This is a genomic window from Alcaligenes pakistanensis (assembly GCF_014652815.1).
GTDB lineage: Bacteria > Pseudomonadota > Gammaproteobacteria > Burkholderiales > Burkholderiaceae_B > Alcaligenes > Alcaligenes pakistanensis.
On sequence record NZ_BMZN01000003.1, the window covers coordinates 580,545 to 599,276 of the forward strand.

Genomic DNA, 18,732 nt, shown 5'->3' on the forward strand with positions numbered 1-18,732 from the left:
GCACTTGCCCAGCGAGTGCCTCGCTACCGAGGTTGTTATGAGCGAGAACTGTCTTTTTTGTAAAATTGCGGCCGATCAGATCCCGTCCAAAAAAATATACGAGGACGAAGACTTTCTGGCTTTTCACGACATCAACCCAGCCGCACCTATCCATATTCTGGTAATCCCCAAGAAACACATCGTCTCTTTACAGGACGTATCGGGTCAGGACAGCGAATGGTTGGGTAAAATGATGGCTTTGGCACCTTCCCTGGCCGCACAGGCTGGTTGTCGCCCCGGCCCTGAAGGCGGTTTCCGTGTTGTCATCAATAATGGTTTGGATGGCGGGCAGGAAATCAACCACTTACACATGCACATCTTGGGCGGTGAGCGCCCATGGCAACAACGCGCAGCCATGGCTGCTTAAGGGAGATACATTATGGGTAGCTTTAGCATCTGGCACTGGCTGATCGTTTTGGTCATCGTTGCCCTGGTTTTCGGCACCAAAAAACTGCGTAATATCGGCTCGGATCTGGGCGGTGCTGTTAAAGGCTTCAAAGAAGGCGTGAAAGACGTCTCCGAAGACGAAAAAGCGCCAGAAACCGTCAGCCAACGCGCTGCCGATCCTCAAACGATCGACGTGCAGGCCAAGGAAAAATCCGATCGCACCTGATCCCCTTCTGTGTGAGTCTCAATGTTTGATATCAGCTTTACCGAGCTACTCCTGATCGGCGTAGTCGCCTTGATCGTCATCGGTCCCGAGCGTCTTCCCAAAGTGGCACGCACAGCCGGGCATTTGCTTGGCCGTGCGCAGCGTTACGTCAGTGAGGTCAAGTCCGATATCCAACGTGAAATCAATCTGGACGAGGTCAACAAGCTCAAAGATCAAATGGAAGATGCGGCACGCTCAGTACGCAGCTCCGTTGAGGACACGGGTAAAAGCATTAGCCAGCCCCTGACCGAAGCTCGTGACACCTTGCAAAACGCGTCGGATTCGGCACGCAAAGCCTTTTCGGATACCACCGGTACGGCTTCTGCCCAGCCCGACGCGCCAGCAACAGAATCGCTTGCTGAACCTGCCACCCAGGATGCAGCCGCCCAGCCAGCGCCCGCCGCGCCAGCCAGTGACGACGCTCCCCGTCCTACGGATGCTCCCGCCTCTACTCCTAAAGGACCTACGGCATGAGCTCCGACACGCCTCAAGAAGATACCTTTATCTCCCACCTGATCGAGTTACGCACCCGTCTGTTGCGGGCCGTGATTGCGGTGGTAGGGATATTTATTGTGCTGTTCACCTATCCGGGTGCCTCAGCCATTTACGACGTGCTGGCGCAGCCCATGATGAGCTCCCTGCCTGAAGGGACGCGCATGATTGCCACCGGGGTGATCACGCCCTTTATGGTGCCGGTCAAAGTCACGCTGATGGCCGCCTTTGTGCTGGCCTTGCCTGTCGTGCTTTACCAAGCCTGGGCCTTTATCGCCCCTGGCTTGTACAACCATGAAAAGAAATTGGCCTTGCCGCTGATCATGACCAGCACCTTGCTGTTCATGGCCGGGATGGCTTTCTGTTATTTCGTGGTGTTCCGCACTGTATTTCACTTCATCGCATCTTTTGCTCCGCAATCGATTACGCCAGCCCCTGACATCGAAGCCTATCTGGGCTTTGTCATGACGATGTTCATGGCCTTTGGCATCACTTTTGAAGTGCCTATTGCGGTCATCTTGCTGGTTAAAACCGGTGTCGTCACTGTTGCCAAGCTGCGTGAGATTCGTGGCTACGTCATTGTGGGCGCCTTTGTAATTGCCGCTGTTGTGACACCACCGGATGTTGTCAGCCAGATTCTGTTGGCGGCCCCGCTCTGCCTGCTGTATGAGATAGGCATTTTGGCGGCTAGCCTGATCAAAAAGCGGGAAGCGCAAAGCAGTGAAGAAGAAGGTCGGGAACTGGATCTCTAAACAGAAACAGGTAAAACCCGCCAAACCCTACAAAAATGGCTCTCTATGCCGCTCCTGCAAGAGCAACATAGAGAGCCATTTTTTATAGTGATGCGGATAGAAGCATGCGCCGCGAATATCTGCTACGAACGTAGCGGCGCTAAACCACGGCGTATCAACAAGCCCCCAAAGCCCTGAGAGCAGCACCAGCGACCCGAATGGCCCTGATCCAAGCCAAGGGACTGCCAGAGCCTTACTTGCGCACCTGAGGCCGCACACCCACCTTCACGGCCACATCCAGCTCCTTACCTTCACGCAATACGCCTAAGGTCACCATCTGCCCTGGTTGCACCGGACCAATCTGGTTCAGCAAGCCTATCGAATCGGCAACTTCCTGACCGTTCAAGCGCAGCACGATGTCTCCGACTAGCAAATGCGCCTCGGCCGCCGGGCCATGACGTTGCACGCTGGCAATAATTACACCCGCATCGCTTTTCAACTTAAAGGACTTGATCAGATCCGGGGTGATGTCCTGGGGCTCCAGCCCCAACCAGCCACGAGTGACCTCGCCATTGCGAATAATCTCATTCATGATGGCCAGTGCGGTCGAAGCAGGAATGGCAAAACCAATTCCCAAAGAACCGCCCGTTTCGGAGTAGATGGCCGTATTAATTCCCACCAGACGCCCTATCGCATCGACCAGAGCACCACCCGAATTACCGGGATTAATGGCCGCATCCGTCTGAATGAAATTTTCGTAGATATTGATGCCCAGACGATTGCGCCCCAAGCCGGACACAATGCCCATCGTGGTGGTTTGACCCACACCGAACGGATTACCAATGGCCAAGACCACATCGCCCACTTGCACCTGACCTTGTTCCTGGGTCTGAATAACGGCCAGCTTGGGCAGATTCACTTTCAAGACAGCCAGATCACTTTCCGGGTCCGATCCAATCAAATGCGCCTTGGCCTGCCGCCCGTCCGACAAGGCAACCTCAATGGCATCGGCCGCTTCAATCACGTGATAATTGGTCAGGATATAGCCCTGTTCGTGTACGATCACGCCCGAACCCAGGTTGATCGTTGAGCGACGCCCCATTAAATCGGGCAGCTCGCGAAACAGACGCTGCAAATCCGGATCTTCCAACAAGGGAGAATTGCCTTCCAAATGCTTGCTGGTGTACACATTAACGACCGCAGGTGCGGCATTAGTGACGGCCGAAGCATACGACAAGGGCCTCTCTTGGGCGAGGGGCGCCACCAAAGCGGGCACTGGCGCGGGCAAGACCACCGTATTACTGGAACGAGCAGGTGCCTGGGGTGCCCCCACCCACTGCGGTCGCAGCGTCACCACAATAAAAAAGCCCGCCAGACAGATCGTCACCGCTTGAGCAAACACTAGCCACAATCGACGCATAGCACTCTTTCAGATAAGGATTTCCATGACTCAGGTTTCAACGGCCGAACTGGCCAGCTGGCTCAATAGCACCCTGGAGGTCGCCCGCTTCAAGGACTACTGTCCCAATGGGCTCCAGGTCGAGGGCAAGCCATACATTGGCAAACTCGTCACCGGGGTGACGGCCTCGCTGGCACTGATTGATGCTGCTATTGCCCGCCAGGCGGACGCTATTTTGGTGCACCACGGCTGGTTCTGGAAAAACGAAAACCCGTGCATTGTTGGCACCCGAAAAACTCGTATCGAACGCGTCCTGTCGCATCAGCTTAACCTCTTGGGCTATCACCTGCCCCTGGATGCGCATCCCGAGTTTGGCAACAACGCCCAATTGGCTCGGCAGTTAGGCATTGAGATATTGCGCGACGAAAATGGCGTAGCACAAACCTGTGGTCCGGATGGCCTGGTCTGGTTAGGAGAATTAGCCACCCCGGTTTCACTGGAAACATTCGGCCTAACAGTTTGCAATAATTTACACCGCGAGCCACTGATTGTTGGCGATTTACAACGGAAAATTCGTCGCATTGCCTGGTGCACGGGAGGAGCTCAAGGGTTTATTGATGCCGCCATTAGCGCACAAGCCGATCTTTACATCAGCGGCGAAGCATCGGAGCAAACCTTTCATAGTGCGCAGGAAAACAATATTGCCTTCATGGCGGCTGGCCATCATGCAACGGAGCGCTATGGCGCCAAAGCACTGGGTGAAGAAATCGCCCGCCAGTTTGGAATTGACGTGGAGTTCATCGACCTGGACAACCCGATCTGATGGCATAAAAACCAGCCCATATGACTTTGAACAAGCTTTAAAGCGCCACAGGCTAGACAAGCCCAGGCTATGAAAGGCTAAAATCAGGCATCCGGTACGGGCGAACTTGACCCTGCCGGTGGGTTACATAGACAAAAAAGGTGCCGAAAGGCACCTTAAAGCTTTGATAAAGTTACGCTTTTATTTTTTCAGCGAATCCCTGATTTCACGCAGCAGGATCACGTCTTCAGGGGTTGGTTCGGGTACGGCTTGTTCAGCCTCAGCCTTGGCCACGGTGGCGCGCATACGGTTAATCATCTTAACCATGCAAAACACAACGAAGGCCAGCAAGATGAAGTTGATCAAAATGGTCAGGAAGTTACCCCACGACAAAACAACAGCGCCTGCCGAATTCAGAGCTTCCAGGGTTTCTGGGCCGGTATAGCCTTCTGGTGTACGCAAGACAGTGAACTGATTGGTAAAATCCACCTCGCCGCCCAGGATGAAACTGATGACGGGCATGACGATATCTTTTACCAGCGAGTCGATAATCTTGCCGAAAGCAGCGCCAATAATGACGCCGACCGCAAGGTCCATCATGTTGCCCTTGACTGCGAACTCCCGGAATTCGTTAAGGAAACCTCGAGCCTTGTTCATATGTTCACCTTTGATCAAGTTATGCTGCGCTGGGTAACGCGTATAATGTGCGGTTGAATAATATACCCAGGCCCAAATCCGTAAATTGTGGTAGCCCCAAGTCGGGCAGGAATAAGGATACTAGAATGAGTCAGAATACGACACAGCCCGATGCCAGAGGCGCGGTTGATTTCAATCTTCCGCCCGATCCTTCGCGCCGCACGTGGGTCGCCACCGCCTGTGCATTAGGTGGTGTCGCTGGTGTGGCGACGGCTGTTCCCTTTGTCAGCTCCTTTGCTCCTTCCGAGAAAGCAAAAGCGGCCGGCGCTCCCGTAGAGGTCGATATCTCAGGCATCGTCCCCGGTCAGATGCGCACCGTTGAATGGCGTGGCAAACCCGTCTGGATTATGCACCGCACCCAAGAGCAGCTGGACAGCCTGCCCAAGCTGGACAGCCAGCTGGCTGACCCCAACTCGGATCGTCCCGGCTACACCCCTGCGTACGCTAAAAACGAATACCGCTCGCGTCGCCCTGAAATTTTTATCTGTATCGGTATTTGCACCCACCTGGGTTGCTCGCCCACCCCGCATCTGGCTGCTGGCGCTGGCGCCGGCCTGCCCGGCGGTTGGGAAGGTGGCTTTCTGTGCCCCTGCCACGGCTCTACTTTTGACCTGGCCGGCCGCGTCTACAGCAACAAGCCCGCTCCAGACAACCTGGAAATCCCGCCCTACGAGTTCTCGGCCGACGGCACGATGGTCACCATCGGCGTAGACGAAAACAACAAGGCCTAAGGCGGCTGTAAACCCAATACGTACTATTTAAAAAGATAAAGGAGCCGTTTCATGGCTGGCGAGAAAACCGTCGAAACGACAGGACTCTTAGGATGGATTGACAGGCGCTTCCCCCTGACATCCATGTACAAAGAGCACATGTCAGAATATTACGCGCCGAAGAACTTCAACTTCTGGTACTTCTTTGGCTCTCTGGCACTGTTGGTGCTGGTTATTCAGATCGTGACGGGTATTTTCCTGGTCATGAACTACAAGCCTGATGCCAAGCTGGCTTTCGAGTCGGTTGAATACATCATGCGTGAAGTGCCCGGTGGCTGGATCATCCGCTACATGCACTCCACCGGCGCTTCCATGTTCTTTGTGGTGGTATACCTGCACATGCTGCGCGGCTTGTTCTACGGTTCTTACCGTAAGCCTCGCGAACTGGTCTGGATCTTTGGCGTTGCCATTTTCCTCTGTCTGATGGCTGAAGCCTTCATGGGCTACCTGCTGCCATGGGGCCAGATGTCCTACTGGGGCGCCCAGGTGATTGTTAACCTGTTCTCGGCCATTCCATTTATTGGTCCTGACCTGGCTATTTTCATCCGTGGTGACTACGTGGTGTCCGACGCCACCCTGAACCGCTTCTTTGCGCTGCACGTCATTGCTGTGCCTTTGGTTCTGCTGGGTCTGGTTGTGGCTCACTTGATCGCTTTGCACGAAGTGGGTTCCAACAACCCCGACGGTATTGAAATCAAAGACGGCCCTAAAGACGCACAAGGTCGTCCTCTGGATGGTATCCCCTTCCACCCCTACTACTCGGTGCACGACATCCTGGGTGTAGCTGGCTTCCTGATCGTTTTTGCAGCTATCGTTTTCTTTGCCCCTGAAATGGGCGGCTACTTCCTGGAGTTCAACAACTTCAGCCCGGCCGATGCTCTGAAGACTCCTCCGCACATCGCTCCAGTCTGGTACTTCACGCCGTTCTACTCCATGTTGCGTGCCACTACGGCCGACTTTACCTGGGTTCTGGCCGGTGCTTCCGTGCTGGGCGCTCTGGTGCTGTTCGTCAAAGGCAAGCTGCCCGGTATCTGGCGTCTGGCCGTCCCCGCTATCCTGATCGCTGTGGCTGTGCTGCTGCGCGTCATCGATGCCAAGTTCTGGGGTGTGGTGGCCATGGGTGGTACGGTTGTGATCTTGTTCTTCCTGCCTTGGCTGGACAAGTCGCCTGTTAAATCGATCCGCTATCGTCCAGGCTGGCACAAAGTGTTGTACGCGATTTTCCTCGTCAACTTCCTGATCCTGGGTTACCTGGGCACGCAAGCTCCAAACGACTTGTTTAACTTGCTGAGTCAGATCGGTACGGTGATCTACCTGGCCTTCTTCCTGCTGATGCCGGTATGGAGCCGCTTGGGTACGTTCAAACCCGAACCTGATCGCGTGACTTTCCGCCCTCACTAGGCCCCCAACACGAATCGGAATGACCATGATTAAAAAACTGCTTGGCGCTCTGGCCTTGTCCCTTACCTGCGCGGTGGCTGGTGCCGCCGAAGGTGGCTATGCTCTGGAGCGCGCGCCCAACCGCATTAACGACATGGCGGCGTTGCAAAATGGCGCAAAACTGTTTGTGAACTACTGTCTGAACTGTCATAGCGCCAACTCCATGCGCTACAACAAGCTGACAGACCTTGGCCTGACCGAAGAGGACATCAAGAAAAACTTGCTGTTCTCCTCGGACAAGGTGGGCGATCTGATGAAGATCGCCATGACCCCGGCAATGGGTACCAAATGGTTCGGTGCTGCTCCTCCTGACTTGTCCGTGATTGCACGCGCCAAGTCCACCAACCTGGGCCCTAGCGGCGCAGACTACATCTACACCTACCTGCGCACTTTCTACCGTGACGCTTCCCGCCCAACCGGCTGGGATAACTTGGTTTTCCCAAGCGTGGGTATGCCTCACGCCATGTGGGAGCGCCAAGGCGGCATGACTTTGCACCGTACAACCGTGGCTGAAGAAGCCAAGGACGACGGCAGCAAAGAATGGGTCAAGACGGTTGCAAGCTATGATCCAGCCGGTTTTTCGTCGGTCAAGACAGAAGTTCTGGCCAACTACACCGGCCACGCCACTGACTCCGTCAAGCTGGAACCAGTGAATGCCAAACTTGCTGCCAAATACGACAGCGACGTGGCTGACCTGGCCAACTTCATGGACTGGATGGCTGAACCCGTTCAGTTGGAGCGCAAGAAAATCGGCGTGGGCGTCATCCTGTTCCTGCTGCTGTTCTTTGTCGTTGCATGGCGACTCAATAGCGTTTTCTGGAAAGACATCAAGTAAAACGCTATGCTAGACGGGCAGGCTCCACTAGCCTGCCCGGCTTTTTATTGTTAAAACTCCTTGCAGGGTTTTAAATCCTGAGCCGTGAGGCTCTTGTTTTTATTTCTACGACTGGAATCTCCTACCATGATGGTGCTCTACTCTGGAACAACTTGCCCATTCTCACAACGCTGCCGTTTCGTGTTGTTTGAAAAAGGCATGGATTTCGAGATCCGCGACATCGACTTGTACAACAAGCCTGAAGATATCGCCGTCATGAACCCCTACGGACAGGTGCCTATCCTGGTAGAACGTGACCTGATCTTGTACGAATCGAACATCATCAATGAATACATTGATGAGCGCTTCCCTCATCCTCAGCTGATGCCTGCGGACCCCACCATGCGCGCCCGCACACGTCTGTTCCTGTACAACTTTGAAAAGGAACTGTTTGTGCACGTGGCTGCCCTGGAAGACCGCCGCAACTCCGATGCCAAGGCACAAGATCTGGCCCGTCAGCAAATCCGCAACCACCTGTCGCAGCTGGCTCCTATCCTGCTCAAGAACAAGTACATGCTGGGCGAAGAATTCTCCATGCTGGACGTGGCGATCGCTCCCTTGCTCTGGCGCCTGGACCACTACGGTATCGAACTGCCCAAGAGCGCTGCTCCTGTGCAAAAGTACGCCGAGCGCGTGTTCTCGCGTCCTGCTTACATTGAAGCACTGACTCCTTCCGAAAAAGTCATGCGTCGCTAATCCATTATGCAAGAAACCTCGACCAAGCCTTACCTGCTACGCGCGCTGCACGAATGGTGTTCCGATCAGGGCTACACCCCTCACATTGTGGTGACGGTAGACGCCAACACGGTTGTTCCACGTGGCCATATTCAGGATGGTCAAATCACCCTGAATATCGGGCATATGGCCACCAATGGCCTGATCCTGGGCAACGAATATATTGAATTCCAGGCCCGCTTTGGCGGCGTCACAGAAGACATTTTCGTACCCGTGGCCGCTGTATCGGCAATTTACGCTCGCGAAACAGGTGCTGGTATGGGTTTTGAAGTAGTGGAATCCGAGCCTTATACGCAAGAGGAAACACTGGATGCGGCTCCAGAAGCCGCTCCAGAAGCTTCCGCTGCCAAGAAAGACGCTGATAAGGTCTCGCACCTAAAGATCGTCAAGTAAGGCACGTTTGACGCAGACAAAAATAGAGCCCCGCATGGGGCTCTATTTTTTTGGTTCTACTCTCAGTAAATATCCAAGTTGTGGCTTTGGTTCAGAGAAGTATCAACTAGCGGAGCCAATCCGTAGAATATTCAGTCATCCAAAGTCCCTGAGCATATTGCCCCAATCCGCCCCTTACCCTTGCACGGCCTCTGCCTGATTACGGCGACGCCCTGCCGCTACACGCCACTCCAGCAGGCTCTTGAGCATCACGGAGACCATAGCGAATATCGCCAGCAGCGCGGCAGCCGTAAAGGCCGCAGCCGCCTTGTTATCGTTGTTCAGCTGATCAACCAGCAAAGATAAGGTCAAGGTCTGATTCATGATGGTGCCCGACACCACAGACACCGCACCAAATTCGCCAATCGCACGAGCATTGGTCAACACCACGCCGTATAGCAACGCCCATTTGATATCCGGTAGCGTCACATGCCAGAAAATCTGCCAACCATTGGCCCCCAGGCTTAGCGCAGCCGCTTGAGCGTCTGAGCCCTGCGCCTGCATGATAGGAATCAAGATACGAGCCACGTAAGGCGTCGTCACGAAGATCGTGACCATCAAGATACCGGGCCAAGCAAACATCAGCTGAATATCGCGCGCACTTAACCACTGCCCCAGGGATGACTCCACCCCGTACACCACCAGATAACACAAGCCTGCCACTACGGGTGACACGGCATAAGGTAAGTCCACCAGTGTGCTTAACAAGCGACGGCCACGGAACTGGTAATGTGTCAGGCACCAGGCCAACAGAATCCCAAAGACCATATTCAAGGGCACGGTCAGCACCGCCACAAACAAGGTCAGCCCGATGGCATGCAACATATAGTCTTCTTGCAGATTGCTCCACAAGGCGGGCAAGCCATCACCCAAGGCTTTAGAAAAAATCAGCAGCAAGGGCACGACCAGCAGGCCCAGCACCAACACAACACCCAAGGCCAGGATCAAGCGATCAGCCGTGCTTTTAGGTTTTTTTCTCATGGTGCCCTCCGCTGCCAACCCAACAAGCGATTCTGTACCAGCTGCAAGGTAAACAGCAGCAGCAGGGAGGCGATCAGGATCACCGAGGCAATCGCCGCCGCCGCCGGATAATTGAATTCTTGCAAACGCACAAAAATCATCAAGGACGACACTTCAGTTTTGAAGGGGATGTTGCCAGCAATCATGATCACCGCACCAAACTCACCCAGGCTACGGATAAAGGCCTGAGAGGCCCCCGTCACCAAAGCAGGAATTAGCGGTGGGAATACAACCTTGCTAAAGGTCTGCCAGCCATTGGCTCCCAGCGTGTGGGCAACTTCTTCGTACTCCGCACCCAGCTCTTCAATCACGGGCTGCACAATGCGCACGACGAAAGGCAGACTGGTGAAGGTCATGGCCAGAACAATACCGGGATACTGATACGCCACCTTCCACCCTTCGGGCAGAAATTGACCAAACCAGCCACCGGGCACAAACAAGGTCGCCAGGGTCAAACCAGCAACGGAAGTGGGCAAAGCAAACGGCAGATCCACCAAGGCATCGATCAAGCGACGTCCCGGGAACTCAAAGCGAGTAATGATCCAGGCAATGATGAATCCCACCAAACTGGCAATGACGGTGGAATAAAAGGCAGCACTAATAGTGACCTGATAGCTGCTGACAACCCGCCTGTCGGTGACCGCACGCCAATAGTCGGCCAGACTCATGTCACTGACGTACATGAACAAGGCCGACAAAGGCAGCAGCACAATAATGGACAGGTACAGGACGCTAAAGCCGAAGCTCAGCCCAAAACCTGGCATGACGGGACGACGCAGAAAGAAGATGGGCTTTAGCGCAGTCTTCGCCCCGGAATCCTGCGCCTCGCCCACAAGAGTACGACTCATGAATTACTTGGCCAGCAACTGGTCCAATACTCCGTTAGCTGCAAAGTGACGGCTTTGAATGTCGGTCCAGGAACCCAATACATCCGTAGGATTGATCAACTTGACTGGTGCATACTTGGACTCAAACTCTTTGGCCACAGCAGGATCAGTCACACGATAGTTAAAGCCAGCCAGCAGGCGCTGGATTTCGGGAGTGTACTGGAACTTCAGGTACTCGGTCGCTTCCTTGCGAGTGCCCTTCTGGTCCACAACCCGGTCCACGACGGCAACGGGGAACTCAGCCAGAACGCTAACAGGTGGTACCACCACTTGCAGCTCGCTACCCTTGAATTCTTCGCTGGCCGCAATATTGATCACTTCGGACTCAAAGGTCAGCAATACATCGCCCTGCCCGTTCTGGGCAAAAGCGACCGTCGCACCACGACCGCCCGTGGGGAAGCTCTCTACATTACCCAACACCTTACCGACAAACTCTTTGATCTTGGCTTCGTCACCCGCAAAAGCGTCGTGAGCGTACAGCCAGGAGGCCAGGTAGGTATAACGTGCATTGCCCGAGGTCTTGGGGTTCGGGAACACCAGCTTCACATCGTCGCGGGCCAGATCATCCCAGGATTTGATGTTCTTGGGATTGCCCTTGCGTACCAGGAAAGCGATGGTGCTGTAGTAAGGCGAGCTGTTGTTCGGAAATTGACTGGCCCAATCTTTGGCGACCGCGCCGCGCTCGGCCAAAAACTCGATATCAGTGACTTGATTGAAAGTAACCGTATCCACTTTCTTGCCCTGGATAATATCCTGAGCCTGACGGGACGTACCGGCAAAGGACTGGTCAATCTTGATGTCCTCGCCCGTGGTGGCTTTCCAGTGTTCAACAAACTTGGGGTTAATCGCCGCAAAGGTTTCGCGAGCCACGTCAAAAGAGGCATTCAGCAAAGAAACCTGGGCACTGGCTGTGCCACCCAGCAATGATGCCAACAACAAGGCAGAACCAACAACAGACTTCAATTTCATGGTGTTCCCCAGAGTTCCCTGACGCGGCATTCTTTGCCCGTCACTGATGTTCAACCGCGTGCTATCTATATAAGCGCAGCTTGGATAGATCAGATTATGGATAGGGGAAAAGGCATTTAAAACGACATTTTCATCATGCCCTTATAACCAAAACCCATCTATTGGCTAAGGCCGTCGCGAACAGGGTATAGGAATATTTTTTCAGGGATTGCCTGTTTACAAAAAACCCGGCTATAATCGTCAATTCGCCGGCTTAGCTCAGTTGGTAGAGCAGCGCACTTGTAATGCGAAGGTCGAGGGTTCAACTCCTTTAGCCGGCACCATGAATAAAATAAAACGCCAAGCTTTCAAAAGCTTGGCGTTTTGTTTTTCTGCCCCAAAAGCATCTAACCCGGTGCAAAGCCGTCATATTGAGGCAAGTCATCCCTGATCTCATGCCACGAAGCTTTTGAACCCACAAAGACATGGCAAGTGGGACGCAGGCCAGGATCATCATCCAGCACCCCTAGCGCCAAGCCAAACTCTTGTGGCTTTCGATCGAACTTAGTCAGAATGTTTGACCCGCAGGTAGAACAAAAACCTCGGTGCTCGCCTGGTGATGACTCATAGAAACGGACAAGCTCCTGACCCCGCAGCCAATGAAACTGCCCGGCATTTACTTTGCCACGCGCCCGGAATGCTGAGCCGTGGGACTTACGGCACATACTGCAATGACAATACAGCAACTCCGTCACCGCGCCATCTAGCTCAAAAGCCACCCCTTGGCAAAGACAAGTTCCTTTCACAAGAGTACCTCCGCTAAGTTTCTCCACCTCTATCTATATAGCCCGGAACAGGATTGAGCAAGGTAGGCTAAGGCTATTAACACTCTAAACTGCGGGAATATCAGATCAGGCTAGCCGCCACACGGATAAGGGTCTCAGAGCAATCCAACCTGCCGTTCTGAGGCAACAGAGCTCATGCTGCGCCTCTAAGCGCTTAGCGGATTAAATCTGGCATTGAACCAAATCCTCCGGGCATGCGGCTCCTAGCAGAACCATCGTCCGCTCCAATTCCTGAGCGACCAGACCCAGCACCTCAGATACTCCCTGTTCACCGCCTTGAGCCAATCCATAGGCAACCGCGCGACCTAAGAAAGCTCCGGTCGCCCCGTATGCAAGTGCTTTGGCCACATCTGCACCACGTCTGAAGCCGCTATCGATAAACACCGGGATCTGCGTTTTAACGATATCCATGATCTGCGGCAGCGCGCTAATCGTGGACGGGGCGCAATCGAGCTGACGCCCTCCATGATTGGACACAATCAAGCCGTCAATGCCGTATTGCAGTGCTTGGCGCGCATCCTCGGGATGCAGTACGCCTTTAATCAGCACGGGACCGCCCCACTTGGAGCGCAACCAAGCCACATCGTCCCATACCAGGCTGCGGTCCATGCTCCGCGCCAGCAAGGCCGCTTGTGCTTGTGCCGAGCTGGCCCCTTCTGTTGGCATTAAGTTGACGAACTGAGGCTGACCCGCCAGGGCCTGGCGCAATAGCCAGCGCGGTTGTGATGCCATATCCAGCAACAAGCTGGGACCTGGGCGAAACGGCAATTTGAAACCGTGGCGTATATCTTTCTCTCTGTAGCCACCGATTGGCACATCTACCGTTAACACTAGGGCCTCAAAACCGGCTTGGCGAGCGCGATCCAGAATAGAGTTGGCCATACCCCTGTCTTGCATGACATACAACTGCATCCAGCATGGGCCTTCGCAGGCTTCACGCACCTGCTCCAGGGGACTATTGGAAGCGGTGGACAAGATATACGGCAAGCCAGCTTTACCTGCAGCACGGGCTGCCAGCACATCCCCATGAGGCCGAACCACATCAATCAGGCCAACCGGTGCAACCCCAAAGGGAGCCGCCCAGCGCCGTCCGAAGACATCGATAGCGGTACTGAGCGCCGAGGTATCGCGCAGGCTTCGTGGAGACAAGGTCAGGGCCTGTAGATCAGCCCTGTTGCGGGCCAGACATAACTCATCTTCAGCACCACCAGCCACATAGTCATAGACAAAGCGCGGCAAGCAACGCTGCGCGGCTGTCTGATAATCCTCGATATTGAGTCGCATGATGCGTGTGTTCTCCACCTGATGCCGGATTATTAATCCGATTCAATTTAATTGTTTAAGCATCAAGTATATGACTGAGCCGAGCCATCTCAAAGATCTACCACCTCGTGTGGAACGGCGATTCGCAATTAGACCGGGACAAGACAAACTATGCACGGATCATGGCAGTCGGCAGTCGGCAGTCGGCAGTCGGCAGTCGGCAGTCGAATTTTAATTTAATGACGCATCTTGGGAAGCGCGAATGCGTTTATCGGCCCCTTCCCAGCCCGGCTTTCTGCACGAGTTAACCAGCATATTCCAATCATGCCGACAGGGATCGCCGCCCCGATAAACTGAGCAGCATCGGCCTTAAGTGACACAGCGACAAAGGCTGCCGCCTTGCCAAGCTATAACAGCGGCCCAAGCAATTCGGGTGGGCCACTGCTTTGCTCTATGCAAGTCTTAAAGCTCTACTGGCGTCACAAGACTCCGCTTCGTGAGGAAGCGCTCTACATTCTTGAGCACCAACTCGCACATGGCGGCTCGGGTTTCTCGGGTGGCGCTACCTACATGCGGCAATACGACCACTCGCTCATTGCTCAGCAATGGGGCAGGTACCTCGGGTTCGTTCTCAAACACATCTAGCCCGGCACCGCCCAATTGGCCGCTTTCCAGCGCGGCGACCAGCGCCTGCTCATCTACGACCGAGCCGCGGGCAATATTGACGAGGTAGCCGTTGGGCCCTAAGGCTTTCAACACCTCGGCAGACACTAAATGGAAGGTTTCCGGGCTGCCTGGGCAAGCCACGATGAGGAAATCACACCATTGCGCCAAGTCGATAAGCGAAGGCTCGTGCTGCCAGGGAAGTTCAGATTTTGCTGTGCGCGTGTGGTAGCGGATCTCCATATTGAAGCCAATCGCACGCCGCGCAATGACTTGGCCTACTCGGCCCATACCCAACATACCCAGGCGCTTGCCGCTGACACGCGTGCTTGGCATTGTGGGGCCAACACGGGGCCAATCGCCGCGTCTGACGTGGCGGTCAGAAGCAGAAATGCCACGCACCACGTCAATAAGCAGACCTATGGCCAGGTCGGCCACACAATCGTTAAGCACGTCCGGGGTATTGCTCAGCATCACGCCACGCGCGCGGACTGCATCCAAGTCGATGGCATCGTAGCCCACGCCCAGACTGCAAATAGCCTGTAGGTTAGGCAGCGCATCAATCAGTGCCTTGTCCGCACCCTGTGTCCCGGTGGTGATCAATACGGTGAACTCGCCACCACGTTCACGCAAAAAAGCGGCTTGGTCAGGGGCATCACTAAGAAGCTCGGTCTGACACAAGGAGGGCAATTTGGCCGCCAAAGGCGGTGGCAAGGGACATGCTTGAAGAATTTTCTGGCTCATGATCAGGACTCGCTGGTAAAAACGTCAAAATCCACTTGTTTAAGAAGCGCATTGCTCTGACGTACAACATGCCCTGCTGCGGAGGCTTTGCGGCGATAGGCCAGCCAACGAGGATCAGCTTCCAGCGCGCTGCGACGAGCCTCGCGGTCCGCCATATCCTCGTAGGCCCACAGATGCACCACCTGATTCAACTCCCCAACTTCGGTAGTGTAGTAACCATGGCAGGCGCCCAGATGCTCGATTTGTACGGCACGCCCTTCCACCGCATACAGCGACAAGAAATCGCGCAGCAAACCGGTCGGAATGGTGTAGGTTCTTTGGTCGATAATCATGTTTGAAATCCTTTTTTGCTTATCCAAGGTATCTTGGTAGCAGCAGCGAAATGACCGGGAAAGCCAAGAGCACAGCCAGACGGAAAACGTCGGCGACCACGAAGGGGATAACACCCCGATACAGCGTCTGCATCTTCACGTCGGGCAGCAGGCTTTTCAGGACCATCACGTTCATGCCCACGGGCGGCGTGATGAAGCTGATTTCTGTGACCACCACCACGATGATGCCAAACCAGATCAGGTCAAAGCCCAGGTGCTGTACCAGCGGGTAGAAAATAGGCACCGTCAGCAAGACCATGGACATGCTTTCCAGCACGCTGCCCAGAACGATATAAATCGCACAAATCAGCAGGATCACCACGATCGGGCTCATGTCGAATTGCTGCACCCAGTCTTGCAAGTCGCCGGGCATGGAGGTGAAGTTGATGAAGCTGGAAAACAGCAAAGCACCGATCAGCACCATAAACAGCATGCCCGTGGTGCGGGCTGACTCAACCAGAACGGTAGAGAGCACCTGCCAGGTCAGGCGGCGGCGCAGCAAGGCGAACAGGAAGGCGCCACAAGCACCAATCCCCGCTGCTTCGGTCGAGCTAAAGATGCCGCCATAAATACCGCCCATGACGATGATGAACAGTACCAGCACACCCCAGACATCCCGCAGCGCAAGCAAACGCTCCTTCCAACTCATGCGTTCACCGGGAGGGCCCGCATTGGGATCACGCCAGATTGTCCAGCGCACCGCCAATAGATAAAAGCCGATGGCCAGCAGCCCTGGCAAAATTCCGGCGGCAAACATCTTGCCTATGCTTTGTTCGGTCAAGATGGCATAGACCACCATGACAATAGAAGGCGGAATCAGAATGCCCAGAGTGCCACCGGCCGCGATCGAACCGGAAGCCAAGGCACGGCTGTAGCCCAGCCTGCGCATTTCTGGGTAGGCCACCTTGGACATAGTGGCGGCCGTCGCCAGACTGGAGCCGCACACCGCACCGAAGCCGCCACAGGCCACCACAGTAGACATGGCCAGCCCGCCTTTTCTATGGCCCAGGAACGCATACGCCGCGGCATACAGTTCTTTGGACAATTTGGCCTGGGTGATGAAATTACCCATCAAAATGAACAGCGGCAGTACCGACAAAAGATACTGAAAACCGCTTTCACGAACCACTGCACCGGTCATTGCATAGGCCGAAGGCCAGTTGCGCATGATGCCAACGCCGATGAACCCCACCAAGGCCATGGAAAACGCCACCGGCACACGCAGGAAGATCAAGAGGAGCATGGCTGCAAAGCCAATAAGCGCTTCAGTCATTCGTTGCCTCTTCTTCCAGATGTGTCGTGTCTGTGCGCAGGTCTCGTCGAAGCTGACTCAACTCCACGATTGTGTTGACGAACAACATGATGCTCATGAAATAAACAACCGGGGCCAGCGGCAACCCCAGCAAGGTAGTCTGGTCGGCGTACTCGGCAGCCGACTCGGCTTGCGTCCAGCTGACCATCGCCAACAGGGCACTGATTCCCGCTGCCAGCAAGTGGCTGGAGACGTGGACAAGGCGAGCGCCCTTCTCCCCACCGGGAATAGGCACCAGATCCACAACAACGTGTTCGCGCTCCATAGTTGCAAAGACGATGCCGCAGAAGATGACACCCACCATGAGTATTTCGGTAAGTTCTACCGCCCCCATGACCGAGACGTTGAAGATATAGCGCCCTAACACGTCAACCAGCGTCAGCAAGGCCAGCGAGGCGATGCATAACTCGGTCAAACGTCGAAGACCTGCTCTTAGTAAAGAGACAAAGGAGTTCATGATTTGTAGCTCCGGGACTGCTGGCGCACAGGGCGCACAGCAGGTTCAAGACAGTCTGGGTGTGCTGATCAATTACCGCTTTCCCGCTCTTTCAGGTCGGCACGAAATTCTGCCAGCACAGCGGGCCCATCAATGCCCTTGGCCTTCGCAGCAGTCAGCCATGCTTGCTCGAATGGCGCAGTACGCTCTTTGACGGCAGCGATCAGCTCATCACTGGCAGGATGGAACTGCACGTTGTGTGTCTCCAAGGTTTTCATGGCGGCCGCATCGGCATCGCCCCAAGCCTTGCCCCCCATGCGAGCAATATGCTCACCGGAGAGACCCAGCACGATGGCACGGTCTTTTTCAGACAGACGATCAAAAGCGCCCGGGTTCATGATGATGCCGTGCAGATCGGCATAGAGGCCACCCGGGAAAACCGTAGCGTGTTTGACCACCGTATCCAGACGAAAAGAAGCAATAGACTCAGGCGGGAACAGCACTCCATCCACCACGCCAGTGCTCAAGAGTTCATACGATTCGGAGGCTGGCTTTACAACCGCGTTCACTTTAAGTGCCTTAGACAGGTCAGCCTGCATGCCCCCACCGATGCGCAGCTTGAGGCCATCGAAATCGTCGATGGTCTGTACCTGTTTAGTCGTTGTATAGACGCTGCCAGGGCCATGTCCATAAATGCCGAGCAACTTGATACCGCGATGCTCCTTGGCATCTTGCAGGTACTTGTCATAGATATCCCAAGCAGCCAGCGAGGTCGACTCAGCGCTATTACCCGAAAAAGGCAACATGGCGAATTTCATTAAATCGAAATTGCCCGGGTAATAGGAGTACGAAATAAAGGCCAGATCGACGATGCCATTACGTACTGCATCCAAATGCCCGACCGGGTTGGTGACGGGCTTCGTCAGGAAGCTGATCTTGACGCGCCCTTCAGTGGCCTGCTCTACCTCTTTGGCCCAGGGCTTCATGAAGTTAGCCACCAGGACATGCGTTTGCGGAATCCAGGCAGAGAAAGTCAACTCCACAGGTTTGTCCGCTTTCGCGGGGCCAGCCGCAACACCCAGGCTCGTTAAGGCGATACCCAACAGGCGAGAAATCCATCGATTTTTCATGGGGAGATCCTTTTTTGGTGGTAGATAGTTATAGGTATAGTTAAGTAGGCC

22 protein-coding genes and 1 tRNA gene are annotated in these 18,732 nt (G+C 54.7%); 11 read left to right on the top strand and 12 right to left on the bottom strand.

Going from position 1 to position 18,732, the window contains the following annotated elements; genetic code table 11:
* The first annotated feature begins 37 nt into the window (after positions 1 to 37).
* From IE156_RS11865 to tatC, 4 genes are read left to right on the top strand one after another with little or no spacing between them, the layout of a single operon-like run.
* A complete protein-coding gene (locus tag IE156_RS11865) occupies positions 38 to 406 on the top strand; it encodes a histidine triad nucleotide-binding protein (protein ID WP_189392730.1) in 369 nt (122 codons plus the stop codon).
* A gap of 12 nt (positions 407 to 418) precedes the next feature.
* Complete coding sequence (tatA, locus tag IE156_RS11870) at positions 419 to 652, top strand: Sec-independent protein translocase subunit TatA (RefSeq protein ID WP_189392731.1); 234 nt, start codon at positions 419 to 421, stop codon at positions 650 to 652.
* Between the two features lie 21 nt (positions 653 to 673).
* Positions 674 to 1,165 (top strand): Sec-independent protein translocase protein TatB, encoded by a 492-nt coding sequence (tatB, locus tag IE156_RS11875; protein ID WP_189392732.1) that lies wholly within the window; start codon positions 674 to 676, stop codon positions 1,163 to 1,165.
* A complete protein-coding gene (gene tatC, locus IE156_RS11880; protein WP_189392733.1) occupies positions 1,162 to 1,935 on the top strand; it encodes a twin-arginine translocase subunit TatC in 774 nt (257 codons plus the stop codon). Before tatB ends, tatC begins: the two co-directional genes overlap by 4 nt.
* A 232-nt stretch (positions 1,936 to 2,167) precedes the next feature.
* On the opposite strand, the gene IE156_RS11885 is transcribed toward tatC, so the two are convergent.
* Positions 2,168 to 3,334, bottom strand: a complete 1,167-nt coding sequence (locus IE156_RS11885; protein WP_189392734.1) for a S1C family serine protease — start codon at positions 3,332 to 3,334, stop codon at positions 2,168 to 2,170.
* A gap of 25 nt (positions 3,335 to 3,359) precedes the next feature.
* On the opposite strand from IE156_RS11885, the gene IE156_RS11890 reads away from it, so the two are divergent.
* On the top strand, positions 3,360 to 4,136 hold the full coding sequence (locus IE156_RS11890; protein ID WP_189392735.1) for a Nif3-like dinuclear metal center hexameric protein: 777 nt from the start codon (positions 3,360 to 3,362) through the stop codon (positions 4,134 to 4,136).
* A gap of 180 nt (positions 4,137 to 4,316) precedes the next feature.
* On the opposite strand, the gene mscL is transcribed toward IE156_RS11890, so the two are convergent.
* On the bottom strand, positions 4,317 to 4,772 hold the full coding sequence (gene mscL / locus IE156_RS11895; RefSeq protein ID WP_189392736.1) for a large conductance mechanosensitive channel protein MscL: 456 nt from the start codon (positions 4,770 to 4,772) through the stop codon (positions 4,317 to 4,319).
* A gap of 125 nt (positions 4,773 to 4,897) precedes the next feature.
* On the opposite strand from mscL, the gene petA reads away from it, so the two are divergent.
* From petA to IE156_RS11920, 5 genes are all read left to right on the top strand, one after another.
* A complete protein-coding gene (gene petA, locus IE156_RS11900; RefSeq protein ID WP_189392737.1) occupies positions 4,898 to 5,542 on the top strand; it encodes a ubiquinol-cytochrome c reductase iron-sulfur subunit in 645 nt (214 codons plus the stop codon).
* A 51-nt stretch (positions 5,543 to 5,593) separates the two neighbouring features.
* Entirely contained in the window at positions 5,594 to 6,982 is a 1,389-nt protein-coding gene (locus IE156_RS11905; protein WP_189392738.1) for a cytochrome b, read from the top strand.
* A gap of 19 nt (positions 6,983 to 7,001) precedes the next feature.
* Complete coding sequence (locus tag IE156_RS11910; protein WP_189392739.1) at positions 7,002 to 7,856, top strand: cytochrome c1; 855 nt, start codon at positions 7,002 to 7,004, stop codon at positions 7,854 to 7,856.
* 126 nt (positions 7,857 to 7,982) lie between these two features.
* Positions 7,983 to 8,591 (top strand): glutathione S-transferase N-terminal domain-containing protein, encoded by a 609-nt coding sequence (locus IE156_RS11915; protein ID WP_189392740.1) that lies wholly within the window; start codon positions 7,983 to 7,985, stop codon positions 8,589 to 8,591.
* Between the two features lie 6 nt (positions 8,592 to 8,597).
* Positions 8,598 to 9,023 (top strand): ClpXP protease specificity-enhancing factor, encoded by a 426-nt coding sequence (locus IE156_RS11920; RefSeq protein ID WP_189392741.1) that lies wholly within the window; start codon positions 8,598 to 8,600, stop codon positions 9,021 to 9,023.
* Positions 9,024 to 9,197: 174 nt separating this feature from the next.
* Here the strand turns inward: IE156_RS11920 and cysW are convergent, their stop codons facing one another.
* The 3 genes from cysW to cysP are packed head-to-tail and all read right to left on the bottom strand — an operon-like array spanning position 9,198 to position 11,938.
* Positions 9,198 to 10,043 (bottom strand): sulfate ABC transporter permease subunit CysW, encoded by an 846-nt coding sequence (cysW, locus tag IE156_RS11925; RefSeq protein WP_189392742.1) that lies wholly within the window; start codon positions 10,041 to 10,043, stop codon positions 9,198 to 9,200.
* Positions 10,040 to 10,930, bottom strand: coding sequence for a sulfate ABC transporter permease subunit CysT (gene cysT, locus IE156_RS11930; protein ID WP_189392743.1), 891 nt, complete (start codon positions 10,928 to 10,930; stop codon positions 10,040 to 10,042). The genes cysW and cysT overlap by 4 nt, the downstream gene beginning before the upstream one ends.
* A 3-nt stretch (positions 10,931 to 10,933) precedes the next feature.
* Positions 10,934 to 11,938 (bottom strand): thiosulfate ABC transporter substrate-binding protein CysP, encoded by a 1,005-nt coding sequence (gene cysP, locus IE156_RS11935; RefSeq protein WP_189392744.1) that lies wholly within the window; start codon positions 11,936 to 11,938, stop codon positions 10,934 to 10,936.
* A gap of 247 nt (positions 11,939 to 12,185) precedes the next feature.
* Here cysP and IE156_RS11940 point away from each other — a divergent pair.
* Positions 12,186 to 12,261, top strand: a tRNA-Thr gene (locus tag IE156_RS11940).
* A 63-nt stretch (positions 12,262 to 12,324) separates the two neighbouring features.
* On the opposite strand, the gene IE156_RS11945 is transcribed toward IE156_RS11940, so the two are convergent.
* From IE156_RS11945 to IE156_RS11975, 7 genes are all read right to left on the bottom strand, one after another.
* Positions 12,325 to 12,723 (bottom strand): GFA family protein, encoded by a 399-nt coding sequence (locus IE156_RS11945; protein WP_189392745.1) that lies wholly within the window; start codon positions 12,721 to 12,723, stop codon positions 12,325 to 12,327.
* Between the two features lie 201 nt (positions 12,724 to 12,924).
* Positions 12,925 to 14,046 (bottom strand): alpha-hydroxy acid oxidase, encoded by a 1,122-nt coding sequence (locus IE156_RS11950; RefSeq protein ID WP_189392746.1) that lies wholly within the window; start codon positions 14,044 to 14,046, stop codon positions 12,925 to 12,927.
* A 441-nt stretch (positions 14,047 to 14,487) separates the two neighbouring features.
* Complete coding sequence (locus IE156_RS11955) at positions 14,488 to 15,432, bottom strand: 2-hydroxyacid dehydrogenase (protein WP_189392747.1); 945 nt, start codon at positions 15,430 to 15,432, stop codon at positions 14,488 to 14,490.
* 2 nt (positions 15,433 to 15,434) lie between these two features.
* The gene (locus tag IE156_RS11960; protein ID WP_189392748.1) at positions 15,435 to 15,764 is read right to left on the bottom strand and encodes an NIPSNAP family protein; all 330 of its coding nucleotides are present in this window, start codon (positions 15,762 to 15,764) and stop codon (positions 15,435 to 15,437) included.
* 19 nt (positions 15,765 to 15,783) lie between these two features.
* Positions 15,784 to 17,076, bottom strand: a complete 1,293-nt coding sequence (locus IE156_RS11965) for a TRAP transporter large permease (RefSeq protein ID WP_189392749.1) — start codon at positions 17,074 to 17,076, stop codon at positions 15,784 to 15,786.
* Positions 17,069 to 17,572 (bottom strand): TRAP transporter small permease, encoded by a 504-nt coding sequence (locus IE156_RS11970; protein ID WP_229841260.1) that lies wholly within the window; start codon positions 17,570 to 17,572, stop codon positions 17,069 to 17,071. The genes IE156_RS11965 and IE156_RS11970 overlap by 8 nt, the downstream gene beginning before the upstream one ends.
* Before the next feature lie 68 nt (positions 17,573 to 17,640).
* Positions 17,641 to 18,681 carry a TRAP transporter substrate-binding protein gene (locus IE156_RS11975; RefSeq protein ID WP_189392750.1) on the bottom strand — a complete coding sequence of 347 codons (1,041 nt, stop codon included), beginning with the start codon at positions 18,679 to 18,681 and terminating at the stop codon, positions 17,641 to 17,643.
* Positions 18,682 to 18,732: the final 51 nt, after the last annotated feature.